23 protein-coding genes and 2 tRNA genes are annotated in these 21,940 nt (G+C 52.5%); 13 read left to right on the forward strand and 12 right to left on the reverse strand.

The window, feature by feature from the left end:
• Positions 1-16 precede the first annotated feature (16 nt).
• On the reverse strand, positions 17-577 hold the full coding sequence (locus BV494_RS04095; protein ID WP_104921702.1) for a TetR/AcrR family transcriptional regulator: 561 nt from the start codon (positions 575-577) through the stop codon (positions 17-19).
• A 133-nt stretch (positions 578-710) separates the two neighbouring features.
• Between BV494_RS04095 and BV494_RS04100 the strand changes: the two genes are divergently transcribed.
• The 4 genes from BV494_RS04100 to BV494_RS25700 all read left to right on the forward strand — a co-directional run bounded on the left by BV494_RS04100 (position 711) and on the right by BV494_RS25700 (position 3,750).
• Positions 711-1,802, forward strand: coding sequence for an alkene reductase (locus BV494_RS04100; protein ID WP_104921703.1), 1,092 nt, complete (start codon positions 711-713; stop codon positions 1,800-1,802).
• 74 nt (positions 1,803-1,876) lie between these two features.
• Positions 1,877-2,659, forward strand: coding sequence for an SDR family NAD(P)-dependent oxidoreductase (locus tag BV494_RS04105; protein WP_104921704.1), 783 nt, complete (start codon positions 1,877-1,879; stop codon positions 2,657-2,659).
• A gap of 132 nt (positions 2,660-2,791) precedes the next feature.
• Entirely contained in the window at positions 2,792-3,610 is an 819-nt protein-coding gene (locus BV494_RS04110) for an oxidoreductase (RefSeq protein WP_104921705.1), read from the forward strand.
• 2 nt (positions 3,611-3,612) lie between these two features.
• On the forward strand, positions 3,613-3,750 hold the full coding sequence (locus BV494_RS25700) for a hypothetical protein (protein ID WP_192938065.1): 138 nt from the start codon (positions 3,613-3,615) through the stop codon (positions 3,748-3,750).
• Between the two features lie 25 nt (positions 3,751-3,775).
• On the opposite strand, the gene BV494_RS04115 is transcribed toward BV494_RS25700, so the two are convergent.
• Positions 3,776-3,851, reverse strand: a tRNA-Asn gene (locus BV494_RS04115).
• A gap of 261 nt (positions 3,852-4,112) precedes the next feature.
• On the opposite strand from BV494_RS04115, the gene BV494_RS04120 reads away from it, so the two are divergent.
• Positions 4,113-5,138: an LLM class flavin-dependent oxidoreductase gene (locus tag BV494_RS04120; RefSeq protein ID WP_104921706.1), complete on the forward strand. Its 1,026-nt coding sequence runs from the start codon at positions 4,113-4,115 to the stop codon at positions 5,136-5,138.
• A gap of 228 nt (positions 5,139-5,366) precedes the next feature.
• The gene (locus tag BV494_RS04125) at positions 5,367-6,569 is read left to right on the forward strand and encodes a multidrug effflux MFS transporter (protein WP_104921707.1); all 1,203 of its coding nucleotides are present in this window, start codon (positions 5,367-5,369) and stop codon (positions 6,567-6,569) included.
• A 22-nt stretch (positions 6,570-6,591) separates the two neighbouring features.
• Here BV494_RS04125 and BV494_RS04130 read toward each other — a convergent pair whose 3' ends face one another.
• The gene (locus tag BV494_RS04130; protein ID WP_104921708.1) at positions 6,592-7,485 is read right to left on the reverse strand and encodes a LysR family transcriptional regulator; all 894 of its coding nucleotides are present in this window, start codon (positions 7,483-7,485) and stop codon (positions 6,592-6,594) included.
• A gap of 264 nt (positions 7,486-7,749) precedes the next feature.
• Between BV494_RS04130 and BV494_RS04135 the strand changes: the two genes are divergently transcribed.
• The 4 genes from BV494_RS04135 (at position 7,750) to BV494_RS04150 (ending at position 10,380) form a co-directional block, all read left to right on the forward strand.
• Positions 7,750-8,397 (forward strand): EcsC family protein, encoded by a 648-nt coding sequence (locus tag BV494_RS04135; RefSeq protein WP_104921709.1) that lies wholly within the window; start codon positions 7,750-7,752, stop codon positions 8,395-8,397.
• Positions 8,398-8,706: 309 nt separating this feature from the next.
• Complete coding sequence (locus tag BV494_RS04140) at positions 8,707-9,240, forward strand: hypothetical protein (protein ID WP_104921710.1); 534 nt, start codon at positions 8,707-8,709, stop codon at positions 9,238-9,240.
• 104 nt (positions 9,241-9,344) lie between these two features.
• Positions 9,345-9,560: a DUF6500 family protein gene (locus BV494_RS04145; RefSeq protein ID WP_104921711.1), complete on the forward strand. Its 216-nt coding sequence runs from the start codon at positions 9,345-9,347 to the stop codon at positions 9,558-9,560.
• A gap of 181 nt (positions 9,561-9,741) precedes the next feature.
• Positions 9,742-10,380: a dTMP kinase gene (locus BV494_RS04150; RefSeq protein WP_104921712.1), complete on the forward strand. Its 639-nt coding sequence runs from the start codon at positions 9,742-9,744 to the stop codon at positions 10,378-10,380.
• A gap of 91 nt (positions 10,381-10,471) precedes the next feature.
• Here the strand turns inward: BV494_RS04150 and BV494_RS04155 are convergent.
• From BV494_RS04155 to BV494_RS26255, 4 genes are all read right to left on the reverse strand, one after another.
• Positions 10,472-10,547, reverse strand: a tRNA-Asn gene (locus tag BV494_RS04155).
• A 143-nt stretch (positions 10,548-10,690) separates the two neighbouring features.
• Positions 10,691-11,467 carry a DgsA anti-repressor MtfA gene (mtfA, locus tag BV494_RS04160; protein WP_104921713.1) on the reverse strand — a complete coding sequence of 259 codons (777 nt, stop codon included), beginning with the start codon at positions 11,465-11,467 and terminating at the stop codon, positions 10,691-10,693.
• Between the two features lie 207 nt (positions 11,468-11,674).
• Positions 11,675-12,808, reverse strand: coding sequence for an EAL domain-containing protein (locus BV494_RS26025; protein ID WP_255414943.1), 1,134 nt, complete (start codon positions 12,806-12,808; stop codon positions 11,675-11,677).
• Positions 12,808-13,197, reverse strand: a complete 390-nt coding sequence (locus BV494_RS26255; protein WP_255414944.1) for a CSS-motif domain-containing protein — start codon at positions 13,195-13,197, stop codon at positions 12,808-12,810. The genes BV494_RS26025 and BV494_RS26255 overlap by 1 nt, the downstream gene beginning before the upstream one ends.
• A gap of 327 nt (positions 13,198-13,524) precedes the next feature.
• Between BV494_RS26255 and BV494_RS04170 the strand changes: the two genes are divergently transcribed.
• Positions 13,525-14,538 carry an alpha/beta fold hydrolase gene (locus BV494_RS04170; protein WP_104921714.1) on the forward strand — a complete coding sequence of 338 codons (1,014 nt, stop codon included), beginning with the start codon at positions 13,525-13,527 and terminating at the stop codon, positions 14,536-14,538.
• A 78-nt stretch (positions 14,539-14,616) separates the two neighbouring features.
• On the opposite strand, the gene BV494_RS04175 is transcribed toward BV494_RS04170, so the two are convergent.
• The gene (locus BV494_RS04175) at positions 14,617-15,123 is read right to left on the reverse strand and encodes a phenolic acid decarboxylase (RefSeq protein WP_104921715.1); all 507 of its coding nucleotides are present in this window, start codon (positions 15,121-15,123) and stop codon (positions 14,617-14,619) included.
• Between the two features lie 165 nt (positions 15,124-15,288).
• Between BV494_RS04175 and BV494_RS04180 the strand changes: the two genes are divergently transcribed.
• The gene (locus tag BV494_RS04180; protein WP_104921716.1) at positions 15,289-16,185 is read left to right on the forward strand and encodes a LysR family transcriptional regulator; all 897 of its coding nucleotides are present in this window, start codon (positions 15,289-15,291) and stop codon (positions 16,183-16,185) included.
• A 32-nt stretch (positions 16,186-16,217) separates the two neighbouring features.
• On the opposite strand, the gene BV494_RS04185 is transcribed toward BV494_RS04180, so the two are convergent.
• On the reverse strand, positions 16,218-17,852 hold the full coding sequence (locus BV494_RS04185) for a phosphoethanolamine transferase (protein ID WP_104924688.1): 1,635 nt from the start codon (positions 17,850-17,852) through the stop codon (positions 16,218-16,220).
• A gap of 373 nt (positions 17,853-18,225) precedes the next feature.
• Here BV494_RS04185 and lpxA point away from each other — a divergent pair, with 373 nt between their 5' ends.
• The gene (gene lpxA, locus BV494_RS04190; RefSeq protein ID WP_226790018.1) at positions 18,226-19,014 is read left to right on the forward strand and encodes an acyl-ACP--UDP-N-acetylglucosamine O-acyltransferase; all 789 of its coding nucleotides are present in this window, start codon (positions 18,226-18,228) and stop codon (positions 19,012-19,014) included.
• A gap of 19 nt (positions 19,015-19,033) precedes the next feature.
• On the opposite strand, the gene BV494_RS04195 is transcribed toward lpxA, so the two are convergent.
• From BV494_RS04195 to BV494_RS04205, 3 genes are read right to left on the reverse strand one after another with little or no spacing between them, the layout of a single operon-like run.
• A complete protein-coding gene (locus tag BV494_RS04195; protein ID WP_439958374.1) occupies positions 19,034-20,050 on the reverse strand; it encodes a DUF2891 domain-containing protein in 1,017 nt (338 codons plus the stop codon).
• Positions 20,051-20,062: 12 nt separating this feature from the next.
• The gene (locus BV494_RS04200; protein ID WP_104921718.1) at positions 20,063-21,013 is read right to left on the reverse strand and encodes a DUF979 domain-containing protein; all 951 of its coding nucleotides are present in this window, start codon (positions 21,011-21,013) and stop codon (positions 20,063-20,065) included.
• Positions 21,010-21,699: a DUF969 domain-containing protein gene (locus BV494_RS04205; RefSeq protein WP_104921719.1), complete on the reverse strand. Its 690-nt coding sequence runs from the start codon at positions 21,697-21,699 to the stop codon at positions 21,010-21,012. The genes BV494_RS04200 and BV494_RS04205 overlap by 4 nt, the downstream gene beginning before the upstream one ends.
• Positions 21,700-21,940 lie beyond the last annotated feature (241 nt).

The following is a 21,940-nucleotide window of genomic DNA, read 5'->3' on the forward strand; positions in this document are numbered from 1 at the left end:
GATCATTGTCACAAGGCTAGGGTCTGTGGTCATCCTGACTGCAAAGGCGTGTGCGGCACACGTCCAGAATTTCATCAGCCAGAGCGGAATTATCCGGGCAAGCACGAGATAGCACCAGGGCACCGACAAGATGCGCAATAGTGTCAATCAGGTCGGCACGCGTGTTGCCTTCTCCATTATTTTCATTTCCTAAAACGGCCAGCTGACGTTCAATTCCGGCTGCAAATGTCGCCTTGATTGACTCAGACTGGCGGGCGGCATCGGTGCCCAGTGCCGACATCACACACCCTTTTCCTCTGTCATCGCGATGTTGTCGGGAGAGGTAGTATTCAATAAATTTTTCCCGGTCCACACCCGCCGTGCTTTCTGCGGATCGCGTAAAACCGCAGTTCATTGCCTCCGCCATCAGATCAGCCTTGGAACCAAAGTGCTTGTAGAACCCTCCGTGGGTTAAACCTGCCGCTGACATCAGTTCCGCGACGCCCACGCCATCGTAACCGCGTTCACGAAAAAGTTCTGAGGCTGTTTCAACAATGCGCATTCGGTTTTCCCGAACCTGCTCTTTCGACACTTTCATGGTTTTCAATCCTCACAAAATAGAGGGCTAAGTATACATTGATGATGGTCATAATCAAAAAAATTGACTTTAATGATTATGATCATCATCATTAGGCCAAGACTTCAATCACCATCAGGCAGAGGGAATACACATGACGAACCGACAGCTATTTCAACCCTATGATCTTGGGCCAATCACGCTGGCCAACCGAATCGTGATGGCACCGCTGACGCGTAACCGTGCCGGAGCCGGTCTGGTTCCAGGCGAACTGGCCGCGACCTACTATGCCCAGCGTGCCACCGCTGGATTATTGATTACGGAAGCCACGCAGATCTCAGAACAGGCGCAGGGCTATCAGGATACGCCGGGGATCTATACGCAAGCTCAGATCGATGGCTGGCGCAAAGTGACTGACGCGGTGCATGCCAAAGGTGGGCGCATATTTGTGCAGCTGTGGCACGTGGGACGGATCTCGCATGTTGATTTACAGCCTGGGGGCGCTGCACCGGTCGCGCCGTCCGCCATCCGTGCTGAGACTAAAACCTTTGTGAACAACGGATTTGCTGACGTCTCTGAGCCACGTGCACTCGAACTGCAGGAAATAAAGGGGATTATCGACGATTTCAGAAAGGCATCGGCCAATGCGATTGCCGCCGGGTTTGATGGCGTAGAGATCCACGGCGCGAATGGTTATCTGCTGGAACAGTTCCTTAAAGACGGCGCCAATCAGCGTACCGATGAGTACGGTGGTTCTGTCGAGAATCGTGCGCGCCTGCTGTTAGAAGTCACGGCGGCTGTCAAAGAGGAGATCGGCGCAGATCGCACCGGCGTGCGTATTTCACCGGTTTCCCCTGCTAATGCGATTTCATGCAGTGATCCGCAGCCACAATATGACTACGTCGCTGATGAACTTAATGCATTAGGTATCGTGTACCTCCATGTGGTTGAAGGTGCGACGGGCGGCCCGCGTGATGTATCACCGTTCGATTACGACTCCCTGCGCCTGCGCTTTAAAAACACCTACATCGGCAACAACGGCTATGACCTGCCGCTGGCAACCGCTCAGCTTGCAGAAGGCAAAGCCGATCTGTTCGCGTTTGGCCGTCCGTTCATCGCCAACCCGGATCTGGTCGAAAGGCTGAAGTCTGGTGCGCCTCTGGCCTCGCTCAATCCTGAAACACTTTATGGCGGTGGCGCAGCGGGATATACCGATTACCCGCCGCTGACTGCGACCAGCACGTAAAGCATCGCTTTCACCGTTATACCTACGTCGCACATTGCGAATTCTGTTTACACATTAATTAAGAAGATCAATTTATGACTAAAACTTCAGTTCTCATTACAGGCGCATCCACGGGTATTGGTGCTGTTTACGCTGAACGGTTCGCCCGCCGGGGCCACGACCTGGTTCTGGTCGCGCGCGACAAAGCAAAGTTAGAGACACTTGCCGAACGTCTGCGACAGGAAAATGGCATTTCTGTCGATGTTCTGCCTGCGGACCTCACACAGACGCGTGATTTAGCTACGGTCGAAGCTCGCCTGCGTGAAGACGCGAAGATCGGCATTCTTATCAACAACGCGGGTATCGCGCAGTCCGGCAGTTTTACAGATCAGACGCCTGATTCGATAGAAAGCCTTATCGCGCTCAACGTCACCGCCCTGACCAGATTGGCCAGTGCCGTGGCTCCACGCTTTGTGCAAGCGGGTGAGGGATCGATCGTCAACATCAGCTCTATCGTCGGACTCGCCCCGGAATTTGCCATGACGGTTTACGGCGCAACCAAAGCCTTTGTGCTTTTCCTGTCTCAGGGAATGAATGTCGAGCTGTCATCTAAGGGCATTTATGTCCAGGCGGTGCTTCCTGCCGGCACTTACACGGAAATCTGGGACCGTGCGGGTATCGATATCAGTAATTCGGCAAAATTCATGGAAGTGGGCGAGTTAGTGGATGCCGCGCTGGTGGGCTTCGATCGTCGCGAACTCGTCACCATCCCGCCTTTACATAATGCAGACCGCTGGGGCACCCTCGATGCTTCCCGTCAGGCTCTGCTTTCAGACATCAAACAAGATGAAGCCGCAGAGCGATATAAAGCAATTTAGTCAGTGAGTTGCACTGTGCAGAACAGTCCTCCGGCTGTTCTGCAGAGAGGTCAATCCGACATCAATCCCTCACACCGTGTCGTCTCATCGTTGATGAGAAACTACAAACACATCATGAAGGCATTATTCAGCATGACAAAAAAACGTGTAGCACTGGTGACAGGCGCTTCCTCCGGTATCGGCGAAGCGTCTGCCCGTAAACTTTTAGCCGCGGGGTATACGGTATACGGCACAAGCCGGCGCGGGTCTCTGGCGGGAACGCATCCGTTTCCGTTACTGACGTTGGATGTGACGGACGACGCTTCCGTCGAGGCTGCTATTGAGGAGCTGCTGCACCTGGAGGGGCGGATCGATATTCTGGTGAATAATGCGGGCTTCGGGGTCGCTCCGGCGGCGGCGGAAGAAAGTTCTATCGAACAGGCCAAACGTATTTTCGACACCAACTTTCTGGGCATCGTCAGGTTGTCGCGGGCAGTGATCCCTCATATGCGCCGTCAGGGCAGCGGACGCATCATTAACATCGGTTCGATACTCGGGGTCGTTCCGTTGCCGTATGTGGCACTTTATGCCGCCAGTAAGCATGCGGTCGAAGGGTATACGGGAGCACTGGATCATGAACTGCGCACGCAGGGCATCAGAGTTTCTGTCATCGAACCTGCTTACATGAAAACACAGTTTGAAAACAACAATATAGAGCCGGACGCAAAGCTTAAAGAGTATGACCAGATCCGGGCTAAGCTGACGAAAGTGGTGAGCAAGGCAATGGCCGAAGCGGAAAGTCCGGAGGTGGTGGCTGACGTGGTGGTCAAAGTGGCACAGACTTTACGTCCAAAGATTCGCTATACGGCGGGAAAGCTGGCAGGTCAACTGACCTTTATTCTCAGATTCGCGCCTGCGTCATTCGTGGATAAGGTGGTGCGCAAAAGTCTTCAGCTTGATGCGAAAGAGTAACAATGAAATTTTCTCAACTGGCTATTCTGACCTCTGCATTGTTTTTTATCCTGGCGGCGGTATGGATGCGGGTTGTTGTTGCCGTGGTGCCTGAAAGCGCCGCAGCAATGAAACCCGGAAACAACAAAAAGCCCGCTTAGTTTCCTAAGCGGGCTTCTCTGAATTTGGCTCCTCTGACTGGACTCGAACCAGTGACATACGGATTAACAGTCCGCCGTTCTACCGACTGAACTACAGAGGAATCGTGTGAACGGGGCGCATAATAACGGGTGATGACGTCGTTGGCAAAGGATTTTTTACAGCGGCGTTTTTATGGCGACTATTTGTTCAGGTTATTAAAAAACAAGCAAAAAAGTCAGCTCTCCTTCAAATTTATTGAATCCTTATGTTAAACAAATGATATTTATTCTCATCCTGAAACGCGTAGAGTGAATCTATTATTGCGGCCTGGCAAAAAGGGCCTCTTTGCGGATTATCTCCCGGAATATGAGGATGAATACCTATGAAAAATATTGGATTTTTATCATTTGGTCACTGGACGCCATCGCCACAGTCCGGCACCCGTTCGGCAGCTGACGCTTTGCTGCAATCTATCGATCTGGCGGTCGCCGCGGAAGAACTGGGCGCGGATGGCGCGTATTTTCGCGTGCATCATTTTGCGCGTCAGCTAAGTTCGCCGTTCCCGCTGCTGGCCGCGATTGGCGCGAAAACCCGCAAGATTGAAATCGGTACCGGTGTGATCGATATGCGTTATGAAAATCCGCTGTATATGGCCGAAGACGCCAGCGCGGCGGATCTGATTTCCGGCGGGCGTTTGCAGCTGGGGATCAGCCGGGGTTCACCGGAGCAGGTGATTGATGGCTGGCGCTACTTTGGTTATCAGCCTGAAGAAGGCGAAACCGAAGCGGATATGGCGCGCCGCACGACAGAAAAGTTTCTGGACGTGCTGCGCGGTGAAGGTTTTGCGAAACCAAATCCTCAGCCGATGTTCCCGAATCCGCCGGGTTTGCTGCGCCCTGAGCCTTATTCAGAAGGGTTACGCGACCGCATCTGGTGGGGCGCGGGTTCGAATGCGACCGCGGTCTGGGCGGCGAAGCTGGGCATGAATCTGCAAAGTTCGACGCTTAAAGATGATGAAACCGGCGAGCCGTTTCATATTCAGCAGGCGGCGCAAATACGTGCGTATCGCGAGGCATGGGCCGAAGCGGGGCATACACGCGCGCCACGCGTTTCTGTCAGCCGCAGTATTTTTGCGCTGATGGATGACCGCGATCGTATGTATTTTGGCGGAGGCGGCAACGATGGCGACAAAGTCGGTTATCTCGATGAGAAAACCCGCGCCATCTTCGGGCGTAGCTACGCGGCGACGCCGGACAGGCTGATTGAACAGCTGAAACAGGATGATGCGATTGCTGAAGCGGACACGTTATTGCTGACCGTGCCGAATCAGCTGGGCGTGGATTACAACGTTCACGTTATTGAATCGATCCTGAAACACGTGGCACCGGCGATGGGCTGGCGCGACTGAGTTTCCTGACAATCAACAGGTAAGCCGTAAACGTTAAGCCGTAAACGTTAAGTCGTAAAAAAAGATACGCCCGCCGGGTTTTCCTGAGCGGGCATTTTTACGTCGGGCGGGGCGGTAACAGCCCGCATTCATGAATACAGCTCATCATCTCTATCCGATTCCCTGCGATTATCTCCCGGCCTCAACCCGCTACTATAAAGTCCTCTCCTTATTTCCCGATGGAACACCATGACTGATTCTCAGGCACGATCGCAGATCGCTACCGGAAAAACGACCGGCCTCACGTTTGTACTTATTCTCAGCGCGTTAATGGCTTTCACGTCTTTATCGACCGACATTTACTTACCCGCCATGCCGCTGATGGCGAAGGATTTACAGGGCGACGCGGAACTGACCATCACCGGATTTTTAATCGGTTTTTGTATCGCGCAGCTGATCTGGGGGCCGATCAGCGATCATTTTGGGCGTCGTCTGCCGTTGTTTATCGGCATGGTGTTATTCGTCATCGGCTCCGCCGGTTGCGCGTTATCCACGGATATCGGGCAGATTGTTTTCTGGCGTGTCTTTCAGGCGCTGGGCGCATGTACCGGCCCGATGCTGGCGCGGGCGATGATCCGTGATCTGTTCAGCCGCACCCGCGCGGCGCAAATGCTTTCGACGCTGATTATCATTATGGCGATCGCCCCGATCGCCGGGCCGCTGCTGGGAGGGCAGATGATCAAAGTCACTTCCTGGCATTCCATTTTCTGGCTGCTGGCAGTGATCGGCACACTCATGCTGATTTCCCTGTTCTGGCTACCGGAGACCTTACCGCAAGAAAAGCGCGTGAAAGCGTCGCCGGGCAGCGCCTTTCGCAATTACGTCACGTTGCTGAGCAACACGCAGTACATGCAGTTTACGTTATGCCTGACGTTCTATTACGTCGCGGCGTATGCGTTTATCACCGGCTCGCCATTTGTTTACATCACCTATTTTGGCGTCGAGCCGCAGCATTACGGCTGGCTGTTTGCCGTCAATATCGTCGGGCTGGTGGGGGTGAGCGTGTTGAACCGGCGGCTGGTGCAGCGTTACCCGCTGGAGACGTTGCTCAAGTTCGCCGTGTGTATCGCGATGCTGGCCGCGCTGGTGCTGGCGCTGGCCACCGGCGCAGGGGTCGGCGGGATCGGCCTGATTGTGGTGGCGGTATTTGTCTTCTTCTCGATGAACGGAATTATTGCCGCGACCTCAACCGCCGCCGCGCTGGACGCCGTGCCGAACGTTGCCGGTTCTGCCTCGGCGTTGATGGGGTCGTTGCAGTACGGCAGCGGGATTATCTCTTCATTGTTGCTGGCGCTGCTCAGTGACGGAACGCCGTGGACGATGGGCTGGATTATCGCGGTATTTACCGTAGCCAGCGCCGTGATGGCACTGACTACGCGGGTACGGAATTGAAATGCCCCTGGCATTCCCCTTTCTATTCTGAATAACGCAGTGCATCAATCAGCAGCGCAAAAGCGGGCGGATGCTGTTTCCGGCTCGGGTAATAAAGATAATAACCGGAGAAATACGGGCACCATTCTTCCAGGATCTGCACCAGCTCGCCCGATTTCACGAGATCCGCAATCATATCTTCCGGCACGCAGGCAATCCCAAACCCGGACTGCACGGCATCGATTCTTTCGGACAGCAGGTTGAATGTCAGCTGCCCTTCAACACGCACGCGCAGCGGTTTTCTGTCTTTCTCAAACTCCCAGTGATACACGCCACCGGCGGTCGGTAAACGCATATTAATGCACTGATGATTCTGCAAATCATGCGGCGTCTGCGGAATAGGATGCTCCGCGAAATATGCCGGAGAGCCGACCACCGCCATGCGGATCTCCGGGCCGATTTTTACCGCAATCATATCCTTATCCACGCTTTCGCCCAGACGAATACCGGCATCAAATCTGCCCTCGACGATATTCACAAACCCGTTATCGACTATCAGCTCGACACTGATTTCCGGATACTGTTTCAGAAACGGTTTGAGCTTCGGCCACACCAGACTGCGTGCCGAATGCTCTCCCGCCGAAAGACGGATATTCCCCGATGTCTTGCCGTTCAGATGAAGCAGCGTTTCCAGCTCCTGTTCAAGATCTGCCAGACGTGGCTCGAGGCAGGCAATAATGCGTTCACCTGCTTCCGTCGGCGTTACGCTGCGGGTGGTGCGCGTCAGAAGACGGATATTCAGACGTTCTTCCAGCGCCTTGATCGCGTGGCTGATGGCCGACTGCGAAACATCAAGTTTGCTCGCCGCCTTGGTAAAACTTCTCTCACGTGCCACGACAAGAAACATCTGCAATTCATTAAAGTTTTCTTTCAGCACGGGTCATTACCTTTTTCAATACGATCAGCGGCATACAGAGATTGTGTTGGCGGCCGGGGGTGAGGGTATTGTAGCGGGAATGAGGGCGATTGGGGGATTTCGGTGATTTGGAACGTGCGGGAGTCTGTTTAGTGCCAGAAGCGGAGGTGATAACAACGATGAGTGAAAGTTAAAAAACGACCTAAGGACAATTTTGATATAAAGAAAATTATGCAATGGTCGATAATCACATAACTTTTCACTTTTATTTAATAGGATTTAAAAATGGCTGAAAAGCTTAGTGAAGGCAGAATTATGCAAGCTCTTAATTGGGCTTATGATAAAGCATTGGATGGTACTATTCCGGGAACGGATTCATCTTATGAAATGGCTGAAAACTACCTGAAGGGGGAGGAGGACTTAGCGGCTAAGGTGAACTCTCTTATCAGATGGCAAAACACGAAATCTGCCACTACCGGATTTGTATCCGGTCTCGGAGGCATAATTACTATGCCGGTTGCAATTCCAGCAAGTATTGCAACCGTGATTTATGTCCAGATTCGCATGATAACCGCCATAGCTATCATGGGAGGATATGATGTTAAAGATGACCGCGTTAAGGCGCTCGTATACTCATGCCTCGCTGGAAATGCTGCAAAAGATATCCTCAAAGGAACAGGAATAATTATTGGTTCGAAGATGTCTACGCAGTTAATCAAGAGCATATCAAAGGAAACGATTGTCGCTATTAATAAGCGAGTTGGTTTTAGGCTTCTTACTAAATTTGGTGAAAAAGGTGCGATCAACTTAGGTAAAATGATTCCACTTGTAGGCGGCGTAATCGGCGGGACATTTGATGGAATTTCAACCAATATCGTCGGTAATATTGCGAGAAAAACCTTCATCGAAGGGAACGCTATAACCGATTTATAGGAATGTTTGTAATTTCTGAGAAATATTAACCTGCTGCACATTATATCGACTATTACGGACGTTAGCGCAATATAACGTCCGTCCTTCGCTCAAACCTGCCTGTGGGCTAACGTGGGTAGCCCTGTATCAATAGCGGATATAATATCCGGTAATTTGGCCGAGGTTGAGATAAAGTTGATGTTATGTTAAATATAACTTATTGGCAACTACAACAAAACGTTAGGGTAAATGACTGGCTTAATATCCCTTTAAAGTTTTATCCGTATGGGTCGATAAAAACAGGATAGACAGAAACGTAAAGGGAAGCGCATGTATGGAAAACTGGTCGTTACGGGAATAATGGTAACGTTGTTGAGCGGGTGTTCGGCGGGATTTAGGCCTTCGCTAGAAGACTATAAAGGTTCAGATGCGGCTCGGATTCGCGCTTCGTCTGGTGGCAATACAGCTCTGCAATTTTACGAAAAACAGACGAGTGGCTGTTATAAAAAAGTTTTAGAGCGCCGGATTACGGCTGGTCTTGCTATTATCGGTATTCCTGTCACAGGAAATAAAATAATTGGAATGCCAGAGTCATCTAACACCAAGGGAATTTTCATAAATGAATTTTCTATCAAACCGGGGCAACTTGTGACGGTAATTCATTATAGGACACAACCTGGTTACTATCAAAATACTGAACGGTCCGTTTCCGACAGTTTCATTCCTCAACCAAATCATGATTACGATATCGTCGTTACTGGCTCAGAGTTTTCCGGAGATAGAGTATCGATGAAAGATCTGGATTCAGGTGCTAAGATAGTCGGATGGGAAGGCAAGCAATGCCCATCCGGTATACTCGATTAACTGTATGGCGCAGGTGACGGTCTTTACGATAATAATCTGGTTTTAAGCCCACTTGAAGTGGGCTTTTTAATGCGGTGCGGTGACCGAACAAAAAAGGAGAGAATATGCGTGCAGAAATGAGGGAAAAAATCATCATAACGTGTGAGGCCAAAATAGTGGCCAAGGGCAGTAACGTAGGGCTGTCGTTCTATGCTTTTTTTGCCAATAAAAATGATGAACCTGAGTTGCTCATGGAAGTTGCGCAATGGTGGATTATGGAGATGAGACTGAATCACTTTGAAAAGGCTGAAAAGATAAAGTTCCTCGTTTTAGCCCTATGATTGGACATTCAGGGCGAGTCAGAATCATTGCCAGAATGTTCATCAGTGTCTGTTTATAATAACCTTTATCTGATTTGCGCTCATGAACCAACAGGGTGGGCCGCTATTCATGCGAAGGAACTAAGATGTTTTTGCCAGATTCAGGTTTTACAAAAACCGTATATCAATGGTCATCAGAAGCATGAACCGTCAGCTGTTTGTTTCTCTGGATGGGCCGAAAGGAGCCGGTAAAACCACATTGCTGGAAGCCATCACGAAAGTACTCAGGGCAGACAACAAGAAGGTGATCCGACTCAGCGAGAAAAAAAGTGACCCCTGCAGGGGGGAAACAATGGCTCTGGTTAACAGGCTCGCCAGAAATCCCTCCGTGGATTTAGAACGGGAGGTTTGTGCGCGCTTTGCGGATAGCCGTGCCTGGATTTCGCAGCAAGTGCTAAGTAAACAGCCAACGGACAGCATTATCTTGATGGATCGCTGGTACCCGTCGGATGCCGCGTTTCGCCGGATGGTTCCGTTTGCAGAGATTTTACAGCTTAACATTGAACGTAAAGTGCGAACGCCAGACCTGCATGTCGGGGTTGTGACTGCGCCTGAAATTTCATGGGCGAGAGCCGCGGCCCGGACGCGTGGACTACGTAGTACAGTGATTCATAAGCTGGAAGAACATGTCGATTGTACCCAAGCGTTCGAGCGAGAAATTGCCGCTCAGGGCTGGGTTTTATGCCGTAATGAAGGAACGATTGAAGACGCCACGATGCAGGTGATATCTGAGATTTACAAAGCGCTAGGATGCTCCACCAGCACGGGTTTTGCGTGCTGATCTTCCGCCGCGTGCCGCCAGCCATTACGGCAACCTGTTTCCCCAAAAACCAAAAAGCCCGCTTAGTTTCCTAAGCGGGCTTCTCTAAATTTGGCTCCTCTGACTGGACTCGAACCAGTGACATACGGATTAACAGTCCGCCGTTCTACCGACTGAACTACAGAGGAATCGTTTGAACGGGGCGAATGTTATCCAGAGGGGCGCGGAGTGTCAACGCTAAATTTGCGAAAACCCGCCGACTGCTCAGCAACTAATCAATGCGGCGATAAAACAGGACTTTTCCACTGAAAATCGCCACGGATCACGCGGGTTAACAATCGCAGCGCTGACCGCGAAGTTGCCTTGCCAGCGGGTCCTGCTGGTAAAAACGTGTGAAATGACCGTATACCAGTGGAAAACGTTCCGAAAGCAGTTCTGGCGCACTAAAAAAGTATTCCGATAACACCGCAAAGCATTCTGCCGGATCGGTCGCGGCGTAGGCGTCCATGCTGGCGGCTTCTTCGCCGACGGTGTCGATCTCATCTTGCAGGTTTTGCATGGCGGCCTGCAAATCATGTTCCCACGCCACCACATCACGCAGCGATATCGGCGGAATGCCGCTGACTTCGCCGCCGTTGCGCATATCGAGTTTATGCGCCGCTTCGTGGATCACCAGATTGAAACCGGAGTTATCGAACGAATCTTCGATGTCCTGCCAGTTAAGCACAATCGGGCCCTGATCCCAGCTTTGTCCGGCATGGATTTGCGAACCGGCGTGAACCAGACCGTTTTCATCCTGCCACGGGGAATCGACGACGAAAGGGGAAGGGTAGAGCAGAATCTCATGAAAACCATCGAGCCAGGATGCGCCCAGTTCCATCACCGGCAGGGCAAACAGCAGGGCGATGCGCGCCTGCATCTGTTCTGTCAGTTCGATGCCCTGCAACGGAACCAGCCGCTTTTGCGTCAGCAACTGACTGGCGACCTGAACCAGCCGCTGTTTTTCCTTCTCGTTAAGGGAAGATAATAGCGGGATATTCAGAGCGTCATTCCACGCGTCCGATTTTTCAATTTTCAGGTCATTCGCTTTCCACGGCCACTTAATCATCATCTTGCTCGCAAAGTGATCATTCGAATTTTCAGCAGGGTCCAATGGTAAACTACGTCAATACATGTAACTTCAACGAGTTAGCGTCCTGCCGGGGTGAGTCTCAGTGGATGTTACACATCAGCGGATTTTTAGCAAAAAGCGCGCGCACCTTATAAGACGTAGCTCACGTTATTATTCTAGTCGCAGAACATCAGGCTGTTATCGTTACAGCCATTTTTCCATAAATTCTGTTGTCGGCATCGGCTTTCCGAAAAAATAACCCTGAAAATATTCCAGATGATAGGGCGTCAGGTAATCGATCTGCGTCTGCGTTTCAATCCCTTCCGCCACAATGATCATCTGCAAACGCTTCGCCAGATCAATCACGTTATCCACGATATGCCCAGCCAGCGCGTCCGTCCCGATACGGCCAATAAAGCTCTGGTCGATTTTGAGGATGTCGATGTGGAATTTTTGCAGGTACGTCAGGCTGGAATGACCGGTACCAAAATCGTCCATGGCAATCAGTACGCCCATTCTGCGCAGCGCACCGAACAGGCTGTGGGTGATTTCACTCGATTCGATCAGTTCGCGTTCGGTCAGCTCCAGCACCAGTTTGATCGGTTTATCTTTAAAGGCGTGCAGAAACGCTTTGCAGTCTTCCACCAGCGTCAGGTCTTTGAAATGTCCGGCGCAGATGTTGAAACCGAAATGGAAATCATCCGGCAGTTGCGTGGCCTGCGGGCCAAACTGATCGCGAATCTGCGCCATCATCAGGCGGGTCATCGGCACAATCAGCCCGCTTTCTTCGGCCAGCGGAATGAACTGATACGGCGGGATCAGGCCCGATTGCGGATGCTGCCAGCGCATCAGCACTTCGCAGCCGGTGAGCTGGTGGTGAGTGCCGTCCACCACCGGTTGCAGGAAGGGAATAAATTGTTTTTTCGCCAGCGCATCTTTGAGCGCGGAAACAGGACCTCCGAAGCGGCCCAGCAACATGTAAGTCATAAAGGCAACGAATACGCCGAGCAGCGGGAAAAGCACCAGGCTGGCGGTGGCGTAATCAAAGATATAACGCCAGTGATCGCCGTTACGGATCACCAGTTTCATCTGATAAGGGTATTGGTCTGAATGCTGGGCTATCCGTTCACCGTCCGGCCAGTTTTCGCCCTGATGAATTTTACCTTTGCTGTCCATCCACTGGTCGCCTACCTGTAACGCCAGATAGGTGTGCGTGCTGAGTAAATCCAGAATGTTATGCAGGAAATAGCCATCCACGCCAATCAGTACACCGTTGCCGTTGATATCACGGCGGTAAGCAATCAGCGGATGGCCCGGCGTAACAGGGTTGCCACTCATCAGAAGCAACTCCCCGCCGTTGTATTTCCCTGTGGAAACGTAATCGATTTTTTACCAAACAGCGAAGTGCAGTAGATGGAATCGCCACGATAAAGGTTAACGGTACGCACGTTCGGCACCCGCGCGACTTCCCAGCGCAACGCCTGAATGACGTTTTGATCGCATTCTTTGCCGACCAGATTTTGTACTGAATCGGCGGCGGTCGAGGCGTTATTGAGCGTCATGTCGACGAGGCGGACAGATTGCGCCAGGCTGGCGGTGGTATCCCGGCGTAATCCCTGTGAGGTTTGCCAGGAAATGGCCAGCGTTCCCAGTGCGGCAACAATAAAAAATGCCAGTACGGACAGGCAAATTCTGATATGCGGTCGGTTTAACCAATTCAGGGCCAAAGAGATATCCACCAGTTAAAAGCCACGGAAAGAAGTTTTGTTCAGTAAATATAACCTATAAAGCCTCAACACACTGTGACGGCGTTATTTTAGGATATTGCGCATCCTGATGATTAACAATCATTTGATGCAAATCATGAATGCTTCAGGGTTCAAATTTTTTTTGTATGATTCAAATTTCCCAAGCGCAATACCCCGTTTATTGAGGGCTCTAAAGACTAAAATCAGTTCGTGCTGTTTCGGTTTTATCGGGTATTCCTGGCGGGGTAAAGTTTGTAGCATAAGACTTTAAGCCGCCTGTCCGATAAACGACAATAGGACTGAACGATGTTTCCCCGTTTGAAATTGCTCTTTTGCGCTGCTGTTTTAACCCTTTCCGTGACCGCGCCTGCTTTTGCGGCCGACGCGCCTTCTTACGGTCCGCAATTACAGGGTTTTGATTACCCTTATCCGGTCAAACAATATTCCTTTACCTCGCAGGGTGCGCCGCTGCAAATGGGGTATCTCGACGTCGCGCCGACCGGGCATAAAAATGGCCAGACGGTAGTGCTGATGCACGGTAAGAATTTCTGCGCCGCCACCTGGGGCGATACCATCCGGGCGCTGGCGCTGAAAGGTTATCGCGTGATTGCGCCCGATCAGATTGGGTTCTGTTCCTCCACCAAGCCGGGGCATTATCAGTACAGCTTCCAGCAACTGGCGAACAACACGCATGACCTGCTGAAAAGCCTCAATATTAAGAAAGCGGTGATTGTCGGGCATTCCACCGGCGGGATGCTGGCGACCCGATACAGCCTGATGTTTGCGCCGGAAGTGTCAAAACTGGTGCTGGTGAATCCGATCGGGCTGGAAGACTGGAAAGCCAAAGGCGTACCTTACCGGACGGTGGATCAGTGGTATGACCGTGAGCTGAAAACCTCGGCGGACAGCATTAAACAGTACGAGCTGAAAACCTATTACGTGAATAAGTGGAAGCCGGAATATGACCGCTGGGTCGATATGCTGGCCGGGCTGAACAACGGGCCGGGGCATAAACTGGTGGCATGGAACTCGGCGCTGATTTACGACATGATTTTCACCCAGCCGGTGTTTTACGAATTCAAAAACATTCGTGTGCCGACGACTTTAATGATCGGGACATCCGATACGACGGCTATTGGCAGCGATATCGCGCCGCCTGCGGTGAAAGCGAAAATCGGCAACTACAAAGTGCTGGGTAAACAAGCCGCGAAGCTGATCCCACATGCGAAGCTGATTGAGTTTACCGGATTAGGGCACGCGCCGCAGATGGAAGAACCGGAGAAATTCAACGCCGCGTTGCTGAAAACCCTGGCGCGCTGATTTCAGCGATATTAAACAAACAGAAAAGCCGCAGTGCATAACACGCTGCGGCTTTTTTTATGGGCTCAGGGAAATGAGTTAACGCAGGTTGTCCGGGAAGTTAGCCGGTAATTCACTGGCGGCGCAGTCAATGACGCTGTCGTTATCCGCGCCGCAGTCACGCACAAAAGTGATGGTGGCGAATTCGTCGATCACTTCGGTCGGATACGCCGGCCCGGCGTCGCGGTATGAATTCATCAGCGGAATATGATCGTTCTGGAAGCAGACGGTTTTTTCCGGATTGTTCATGATCCAGCGCGGGAAGAAGATGGTGCCGTGGAACACGTTGTCGGCCAGATTCACAATCAGGCTGACGTCGGTGCCGGTCGGTTCAGTCCATGAAATTTTGTAGACATCAGACGCGACACGGACGATATACGCGCGCTGGTCTTTCACCCAGCGATTGCCGACCAGGCCGCTGTGAATGCGGTAATCCAGCGTTTCGGCGTTTTTCACATAAATTTCGTAGTTCCAGCCGTTATCGTAAGTGTAAACAACGTGTTTGCCCACGAAACCGCTCAGGTCATGTTTGTCGAAGCTGCTCATTGTCATTCTCCTTAACTCAGTGTTGGGATGAAACGTTTGTTTTCGTTTCGTTGAGAAGAAGATTACACTTCATAAATCAGATATAAAAACGCTGGTTTTCGATATAAACCATCTGAAAATCAGAACGGTTTAATGCCGAGAAAATCCCTAAGAAAGGAAAATCCCATGGCACTTCCGCGAACAACACTCGAACAATGGGTGGTCTTACAAACGGTTATCGAGCAGGGCAGTTATGCCCAGGCGGCGCAGGTGCTGAACCGCAGCCAGTCATCGGTCAGTTACGCACTGAGCGGTTTGCAGGAACGGCTCGGGTTGTCACTGCTGGAAATCCACGGACGTAAGGCGGTGCTGACCGAGCAGGGGCGCGCGCTGCTGGTTCAGGCCAGCCCGCTGATAACGGCTTTTTTGCAACTGGAGCATCGCGCCGCCGGTTTGAAAGACGGCGTGCGCACCGAACTCAGTCTGGTGGTGGACAGCGTGTTTCCGAAAAATCGTCTGTTCCGCGCCCTGAAAGCGTTTCAGCAGCAATTCCCGGATACCCGCGTACATCTGACAGAGATCCTGCGCGGCGAAAGCATTGCGCAACTTAATGAGCGTTCGGCGGATTTGTACATCACCACGCTGGCGCCGGAGAATGCGATACACGGGCGCTTTTTACTGGACGTCGATTTTGTGCCGGTGGCGAAAAGCGATCATGCATTGCTGCAACTTCCCGTTCCGTTGACGGCGCAGGATCTGGCGCGGTTCCCGCTGATCAGCGTCGCGGACCGGCATCTGCCACGCACCGATAATCATTCATCGGGGACGATTGCGAACTGGACATTTACCACCGTTGGCGCGGCGATGGAGGCGATTGCGGTGGGGGTCGGATACGGCTGGCTGCCACTGGAAACGGTGCAAAGCGCGCTGGATAACGGCCAGCTGAGTCGTCTGGCGTTATCGGCCAGAACGGTGCGGCAAACGGCGTTGTATATGGCGCTGGATAATGAATCGGAACGGTTTGATCAGACCGTCAGCGCGCTGGCAAAAAGCATTCTGACGGAATGTGGGTTGCTGCCCTGAAGCAGGCAGCAACCCTCAGGTTAAAGCGAAAGTCAGGCGTGCGGGGCTTTGCAGGCTGCAAGAATATCCAGCTGCGGGTCGCGTTCCGTGGTTTGCACGTTCATGACGCTGAGCACGGTATGGAACAGATTATCCTGCGACACATCGTCTTTCGCCGCACTGGCTTTCAGGCATTGCAGGTCGATGCCCTGGGCCTTTGTATAACCCTCTGACAGCCAGAACAGCATCGGAACGTGCGTCTGCTGGGCCGGTGCCACGCTGTAGGGCGTGCCGTGCAGATACAAACCGTTTTCACCCAAAGACTCGCCGTGATCGGAAAGATAAATCACCGCCACGTTGTACTTATCCTGATACTGCTTCGCCTTTTCAATTACCTGAGACACCAGATAATCGGTGTAGAGCAGGGTGTTATCGTAGGTATTCACCAGCTGTTCCTGCGAACAGTTTTCGATATCGCTACGCGGGCAATCCGGCACGAACTTGCGGAATTCCGGCGGATAGCGTTTGTAATACGTCGGGCCGTGGCTGCCAATCAGGTGCAGTGCGATCAGCGTGTTTTTGCCGTCCGGGCGGATATCGTCGTCAATATTCTGCATTAGCGCCATGTCGTAACAGGTATCGCCATCGCAATATTTGCCGTCTTTTTTGGTGTCGATAATGACGTTTGGCACGCGGTCGCAGACGCCTTTACACCCTTCGTCGTTGTCTTTCCAGAAAACGGAAACACCGGATTTATGCAGAATATCCAGTAACCCTTCGCTGTTACGTGCGCGGTTGGCGTCGTAGTCGGTGCGCTTCATGTTCGAGAACATGCAGGGAACGGAAATCGCCGTCGCCGTTCCGCAGGACGTCATTTTGTTGAAATACACTACATCCGGGATTGCCTGCGTGTACTGATTGGTCGGTTTGGCATAGCCGTTGGACGACTGGTTTTGCGCACGCGCGGTTTCACCCACAATCAGGAACACCAGATTGGGTTTCTGTCCCGGTTGCTGCACCAGTTTGGCATCGTTGCCCAGCGTCTGGAATGGCACTTTTGGCGTGAAATAGCGGTGATTCATGTACTGGAAAGCGCTGTACAGGTAATTCGTCGGCACGATTTCCAGATTCAGGGTGCGGTTGTTGCGGCCCACCGAAGCGTAATCTTTGTAGAACATACCGGCAATGGACGCGACCACCAGCAGGGAAATGACCATGGACACCAGACGCACGCCCAGACGGCGCAGCGCGGTTTTCTCATACGCAACGGGCGTTAAAAACAGCAGCACAGCGGGCAGGATACCGGTGAACACAAACCACAGCACCACCTTCAGGTTCAGGTAAGACGTTGCTTCGGCGGACTGGGTTTCTATGATGTTTTCGATCATGCCGCGGTCAAACACCACCTGATAAGTCATCATCGCGAAACTGGCCAGCGCACTGAGCGGCAGCACAATAATAAAGAAAGGCTTAAGCAGCGGGCGGAAACTGAACGGGGTGAACACAAAGTTCAGCGCGGCGAAAAGCGCCACCGGGATCGTCAGCGCAAATAAGAGATTGTAGGCCGGCAACGCATTAAGGATGCGGTAAAAGTGCAATAAAATGGGCAGGTTAACGACAAAGGTAAAATACAGAGTCAAAAGCAAGGTCAGCTTAAAGTAGCTGATCTTCGGCAATAAATAGCGCAATGAAAACTCCCAACTTGCTGAGGTCGCTGGCGTTAATGTCATGGAAACATAACGTGCAGAAATGATTTGGCGCGAATCATATAACTGCAAGCTTAAGAAAGCCTTAATGCTACTGTAACAAAATACTGATACTCCCTTTACCAATCACATTTTTAGAAAAGGTTCAGAAAATAAATAAAATATAGTTATCGGATTTTTCGGGCTTAAACCCTTATGCTGTGCGGCATGGTGAAGTGTGTGGTCATTAAATAACCACTTCGTTTAAACCTCTCTGAGTGCCTTTTCTCCGCTCATTTTGACCCCCCTCTCTGATTAATCCCGACAGGTTTAATTCACCACTGATAGCGCCTCAGCTATCAGAAGGATGTTCGCGTTGATTTCATCTTCGGCCACTATTGCGGCCAGCAGTATCATAGAACCCGGTGTCGTTATCGGGCCGCACGTTGTTATCGGGCCTTTTTGCTTTATTTCCGCCGGTGTTCACATCGGGGAAGGAACGCGTGTTGCCTCACACGTCGTGATTAACGGCGACACACGCATCGGGCGTAACAACATGATAGGAATGGAATCTTCAATCGGGGAAGTCAGTCAGGATTTAAAATATGCCGGTGAGGCCGCCGGTCTGGAAATCGGTGACGACAACAAGATTGGTCGCCACGCAACCTTTCATCGCGGCACCGCGCAGGGCGGCGGTTTTACGCGGATCGGCCATCGTAATGTTTTCGACGGCGGCGTGCATATCGGGCATGACTGTCAGGTCGGCAACGACACATTTATCGGTGAAAACAGCGGGCTGGCGGGGCATGTCACACTGGGCGATACGGCGCGAATCGAGGCCATGTGCGCGGTGCATCAGTTTTGTATCGTCGGCGCAGGCGCGTATCTGCTGGCCAATACCTGTGTGGTGCAGGATGTGCCGCCGTACATTCTGGCACAAGGCAATCGCGCCGTACCGAAAGGGATTAATGAGCAGGCCACGGTTTTTGCCGCCGCTGACGACGCGCAGCAGAATGTGATCCGGCATTTGTACGATTTGCTGTATCACCAGCAGGCGGCGGCAGACGAAGTGAAAACGGAAATTCAGCGGCTGAGTGCAGAATTCCCTTTATTGCAGTGCTTCAATGAATTTTTCACCCGTTCAGCGCGCGGTATTATCCGCTGAACGGATGAAAACTGAACCGTCAGGCTTCGAGGGCTAAAAGCGCAAACGTTGCCAGCCAGTGTTCGCCCATATACGTACTGTCGAGGTGATCCAGCGCGCTGTGCAGATGGGCTTCTGCCGTCTGGCGCAGCAGCGCCGCGCGCGGATCGCCCGCCGGTAATGCCGACGCAAGGGAACGCTGGCACCAGGCGCGGCTCAGGTTCAGCCCGTCCAGATGGCCGATTTTCCCGTCGCTGCGGTCGGTGACCGTGGCCGGCGTGAACAGCGTTGCTGGCTGGCTGTGCGCTAAGTCCGGCAGGAAACGCCCGAACCACGTCACAAACGCGTCGCCCGGTAACACGCGGCGCATCAGCTCTGCCTCCATCAGCGACGGCGAAAGAAATTCATCGCCGCCCGGTTCCCACGCCTGACAATGAACATCTTCCAGATGCCAGCGCAGCGCCGTTTCCTCAATCAGTTCCGCCAGTTTGTGATGCTTTACGCGGCGGGCGTAATCAAGCGTCAGTGCCAGCGCAAAGGCCGTATTGAAATGGCTGCCGACGCGCAGCGGATAGGTGGCTTTCGGCAGAAAATCCGCAAAACTTTTCTCAAAGAACCGGCTCATCGGTGCCAGCGTTTTTGCCCAGTGCGCCGACTGTGGCAACGCCATTTCGTGTAACTGCTGCGTCAGCGCCAGAAACCAGGCCCAGCCATAAGGCCGTTCAAATCCGGCGTGCTGAGGCTGGCGCAGATAGGCCATTTCACCGGCCACGTTCTCGTCGGTGAAATGCGCGCTGACCACGGCAATAATCGCTTCGGCTTGCGGTAAATCCGGAAAGCGATCCAGCAAACGCAGTAATAACCAGTAGCCGTGAACGCAGGAATGCCAGTCGTAGCTGCCATAGAAAATCGGGTGCAGCTGGCGCGGCGTCTGCGCGTCTGCGGCGCTGCTCATGGCGTGCATCAGTTTATTCGGAAACTCACGCGTCAAATGATTCAGCGCCAGCGAGGCAAAGCGCGAGGCCATTTCCGGCGAAAGTGTTGTCGTCATCGTCATCTCATTGCCTTATCAGAAGCGGAACACAAACAGGTACATGAACGAGGTGTTAACCAGCAGCAGTAAAACGCCGGTTTTCCACTGCGCCTTGATCACGCCGTTTTTATCCTGCAATTCGAGCAACGCCGCAGGCACGATATTAAAGTTGGCCGCCATCGGCGTCATCAGCGTACCGCAGAAGCCGGAAAGCATACCGATAGCACCCATAATCGCCGGGTTGCCGCCGAGCTGATTGACGATAAGCGGCAGGCCGATACCGGCGGTCATCACAGGGAACGCCGCAAAGCCGTTGCCCATGATCATGGTAAACAGCGCCATACCGAAGGTGTACGCCACCACAATTGCCAGCGGTGAGCCGAGCGGAATAATGTTTTTGACCAGCTCCGACACCACGCCGCCGACGCCTGCCAGCGCAAACAACGCGCCGAGTGCGGCCAGCATTTGCGGTAAAATTGCTGCCCAGCCGACGGTATCCATCGTCTGACCGCCCGCTTTAATGGCTTTAACCGGCGAATCGCGCAGCATCACCAGCGCGACGATAAACGCCACCAGCGTGCCGATCACCAGTGAAATCAGCGTGACGTTTTTGGCTTCCACCAGCGGCGTGTATTTCAGCGTCAGCGTGCCAATCAGCGTCACAATCGGAATGAGCAGGGCAGGGATAAACAGCTTATTGCCGAAACGCTTTGCACCGGCTTCGCGTTTTTCGACCCGCTCAGGCTGTTCGCTGTCAGATTTCCCTTTACCCAGTTTGCCGGTGCCAGCAATCACCGCCAGGAGAATGGCCATACAGCCGGTGATGAAATGCGGCAATTCGCCGCCAAACAGGAACGTGATGCCGTAAACGCCCCAGAACAGCGCGTTCACGTAGCGGCGTGCATTGCTTTTGTCGCGCAGGTTGAAGAAGGCGTAAGCGCAGAACATTAGCCCGGCAAGGATGTACACGGTTTGCAAAGAGATCATTTCGCGGCACTCCCGTGTTGCGTATCAAAACGTTTTGCCAGCGAGCGGTCGAGCAGCCAGAGCCGGATAAAGTGGATAATCAGCGCCGCAATGGCGGTCGGGATCGCCCACACGGAAAGGTGCAGCGGCTCGACGTTAATGCCGTACTGTTCCAGAAAACCTTTAATCAGCAGAATCGACTGCACGGCGATAAAGATATCCTCGCCAAAAAATACCGCGACGTTATCGGCAGCAGCGGCGTGGGCACGGATTTTCTGGCGCACGTCCTCAGGCAAATCACCGTATTGGGTGACGGCGGCGGCTTCGGCCATCGGCGCAATCAGCGGACGCACCATTTGGGCATGTCCGCCCAGAGAATTCAGCCCCAGCGCGGCGGTCATCTGGCGCAGGAAAAAGTACAACATCAGCACGCGGCCTGTGGTCGCCGCATGGACTTTGGAAATCAGGTGTCTGGCCTGCTCTTTCAGGCCGCTGCGTTCGAGAATGGCGATGACCGGCAATGTCAGCCAGATAAGGCCCATATAACGGTTATCGGTGAACGCCTTGCCGAAAGCACTGATAATTTCGACGGTGTGCATCCCGCCCGCCAGCCCGGTGGAAATACCCGCCACCGTGACCACTAATAATGGATTGAACCGCAGCGCAAAACCCAGCACGACGATCGGAATGCCAATTAAAACCCACATGATTTGTCCCTCAATAATGTTGTGTTTGCTTTATTTTTTTTGGTGAATTTCTGCGATGGGAATACGCAGGTAATCACTGCGTGTAATAAGTTAGTGCTGATTTGCATAAGAAATGCGTGAGGCGGAAAGTAACAAGTGGTGTGGGGGAACGCAAGGTATACGGGCGTGGGGCGTCAGAGGGAATTATTCTGATGCGGATTTTTTATGTCATTGAACAATAGGATGAACTGGAAGGAAGGAT

This window comes from Rahnella sikkimica (assembly GCF_002951615.1).
Classification (GTDB): Bacteria; Pseudomonadota; Gammaproteobacteria; order Enterobacterales; family Enterobacteriaceae; genus Rahnella; species Rahnella sikkimica.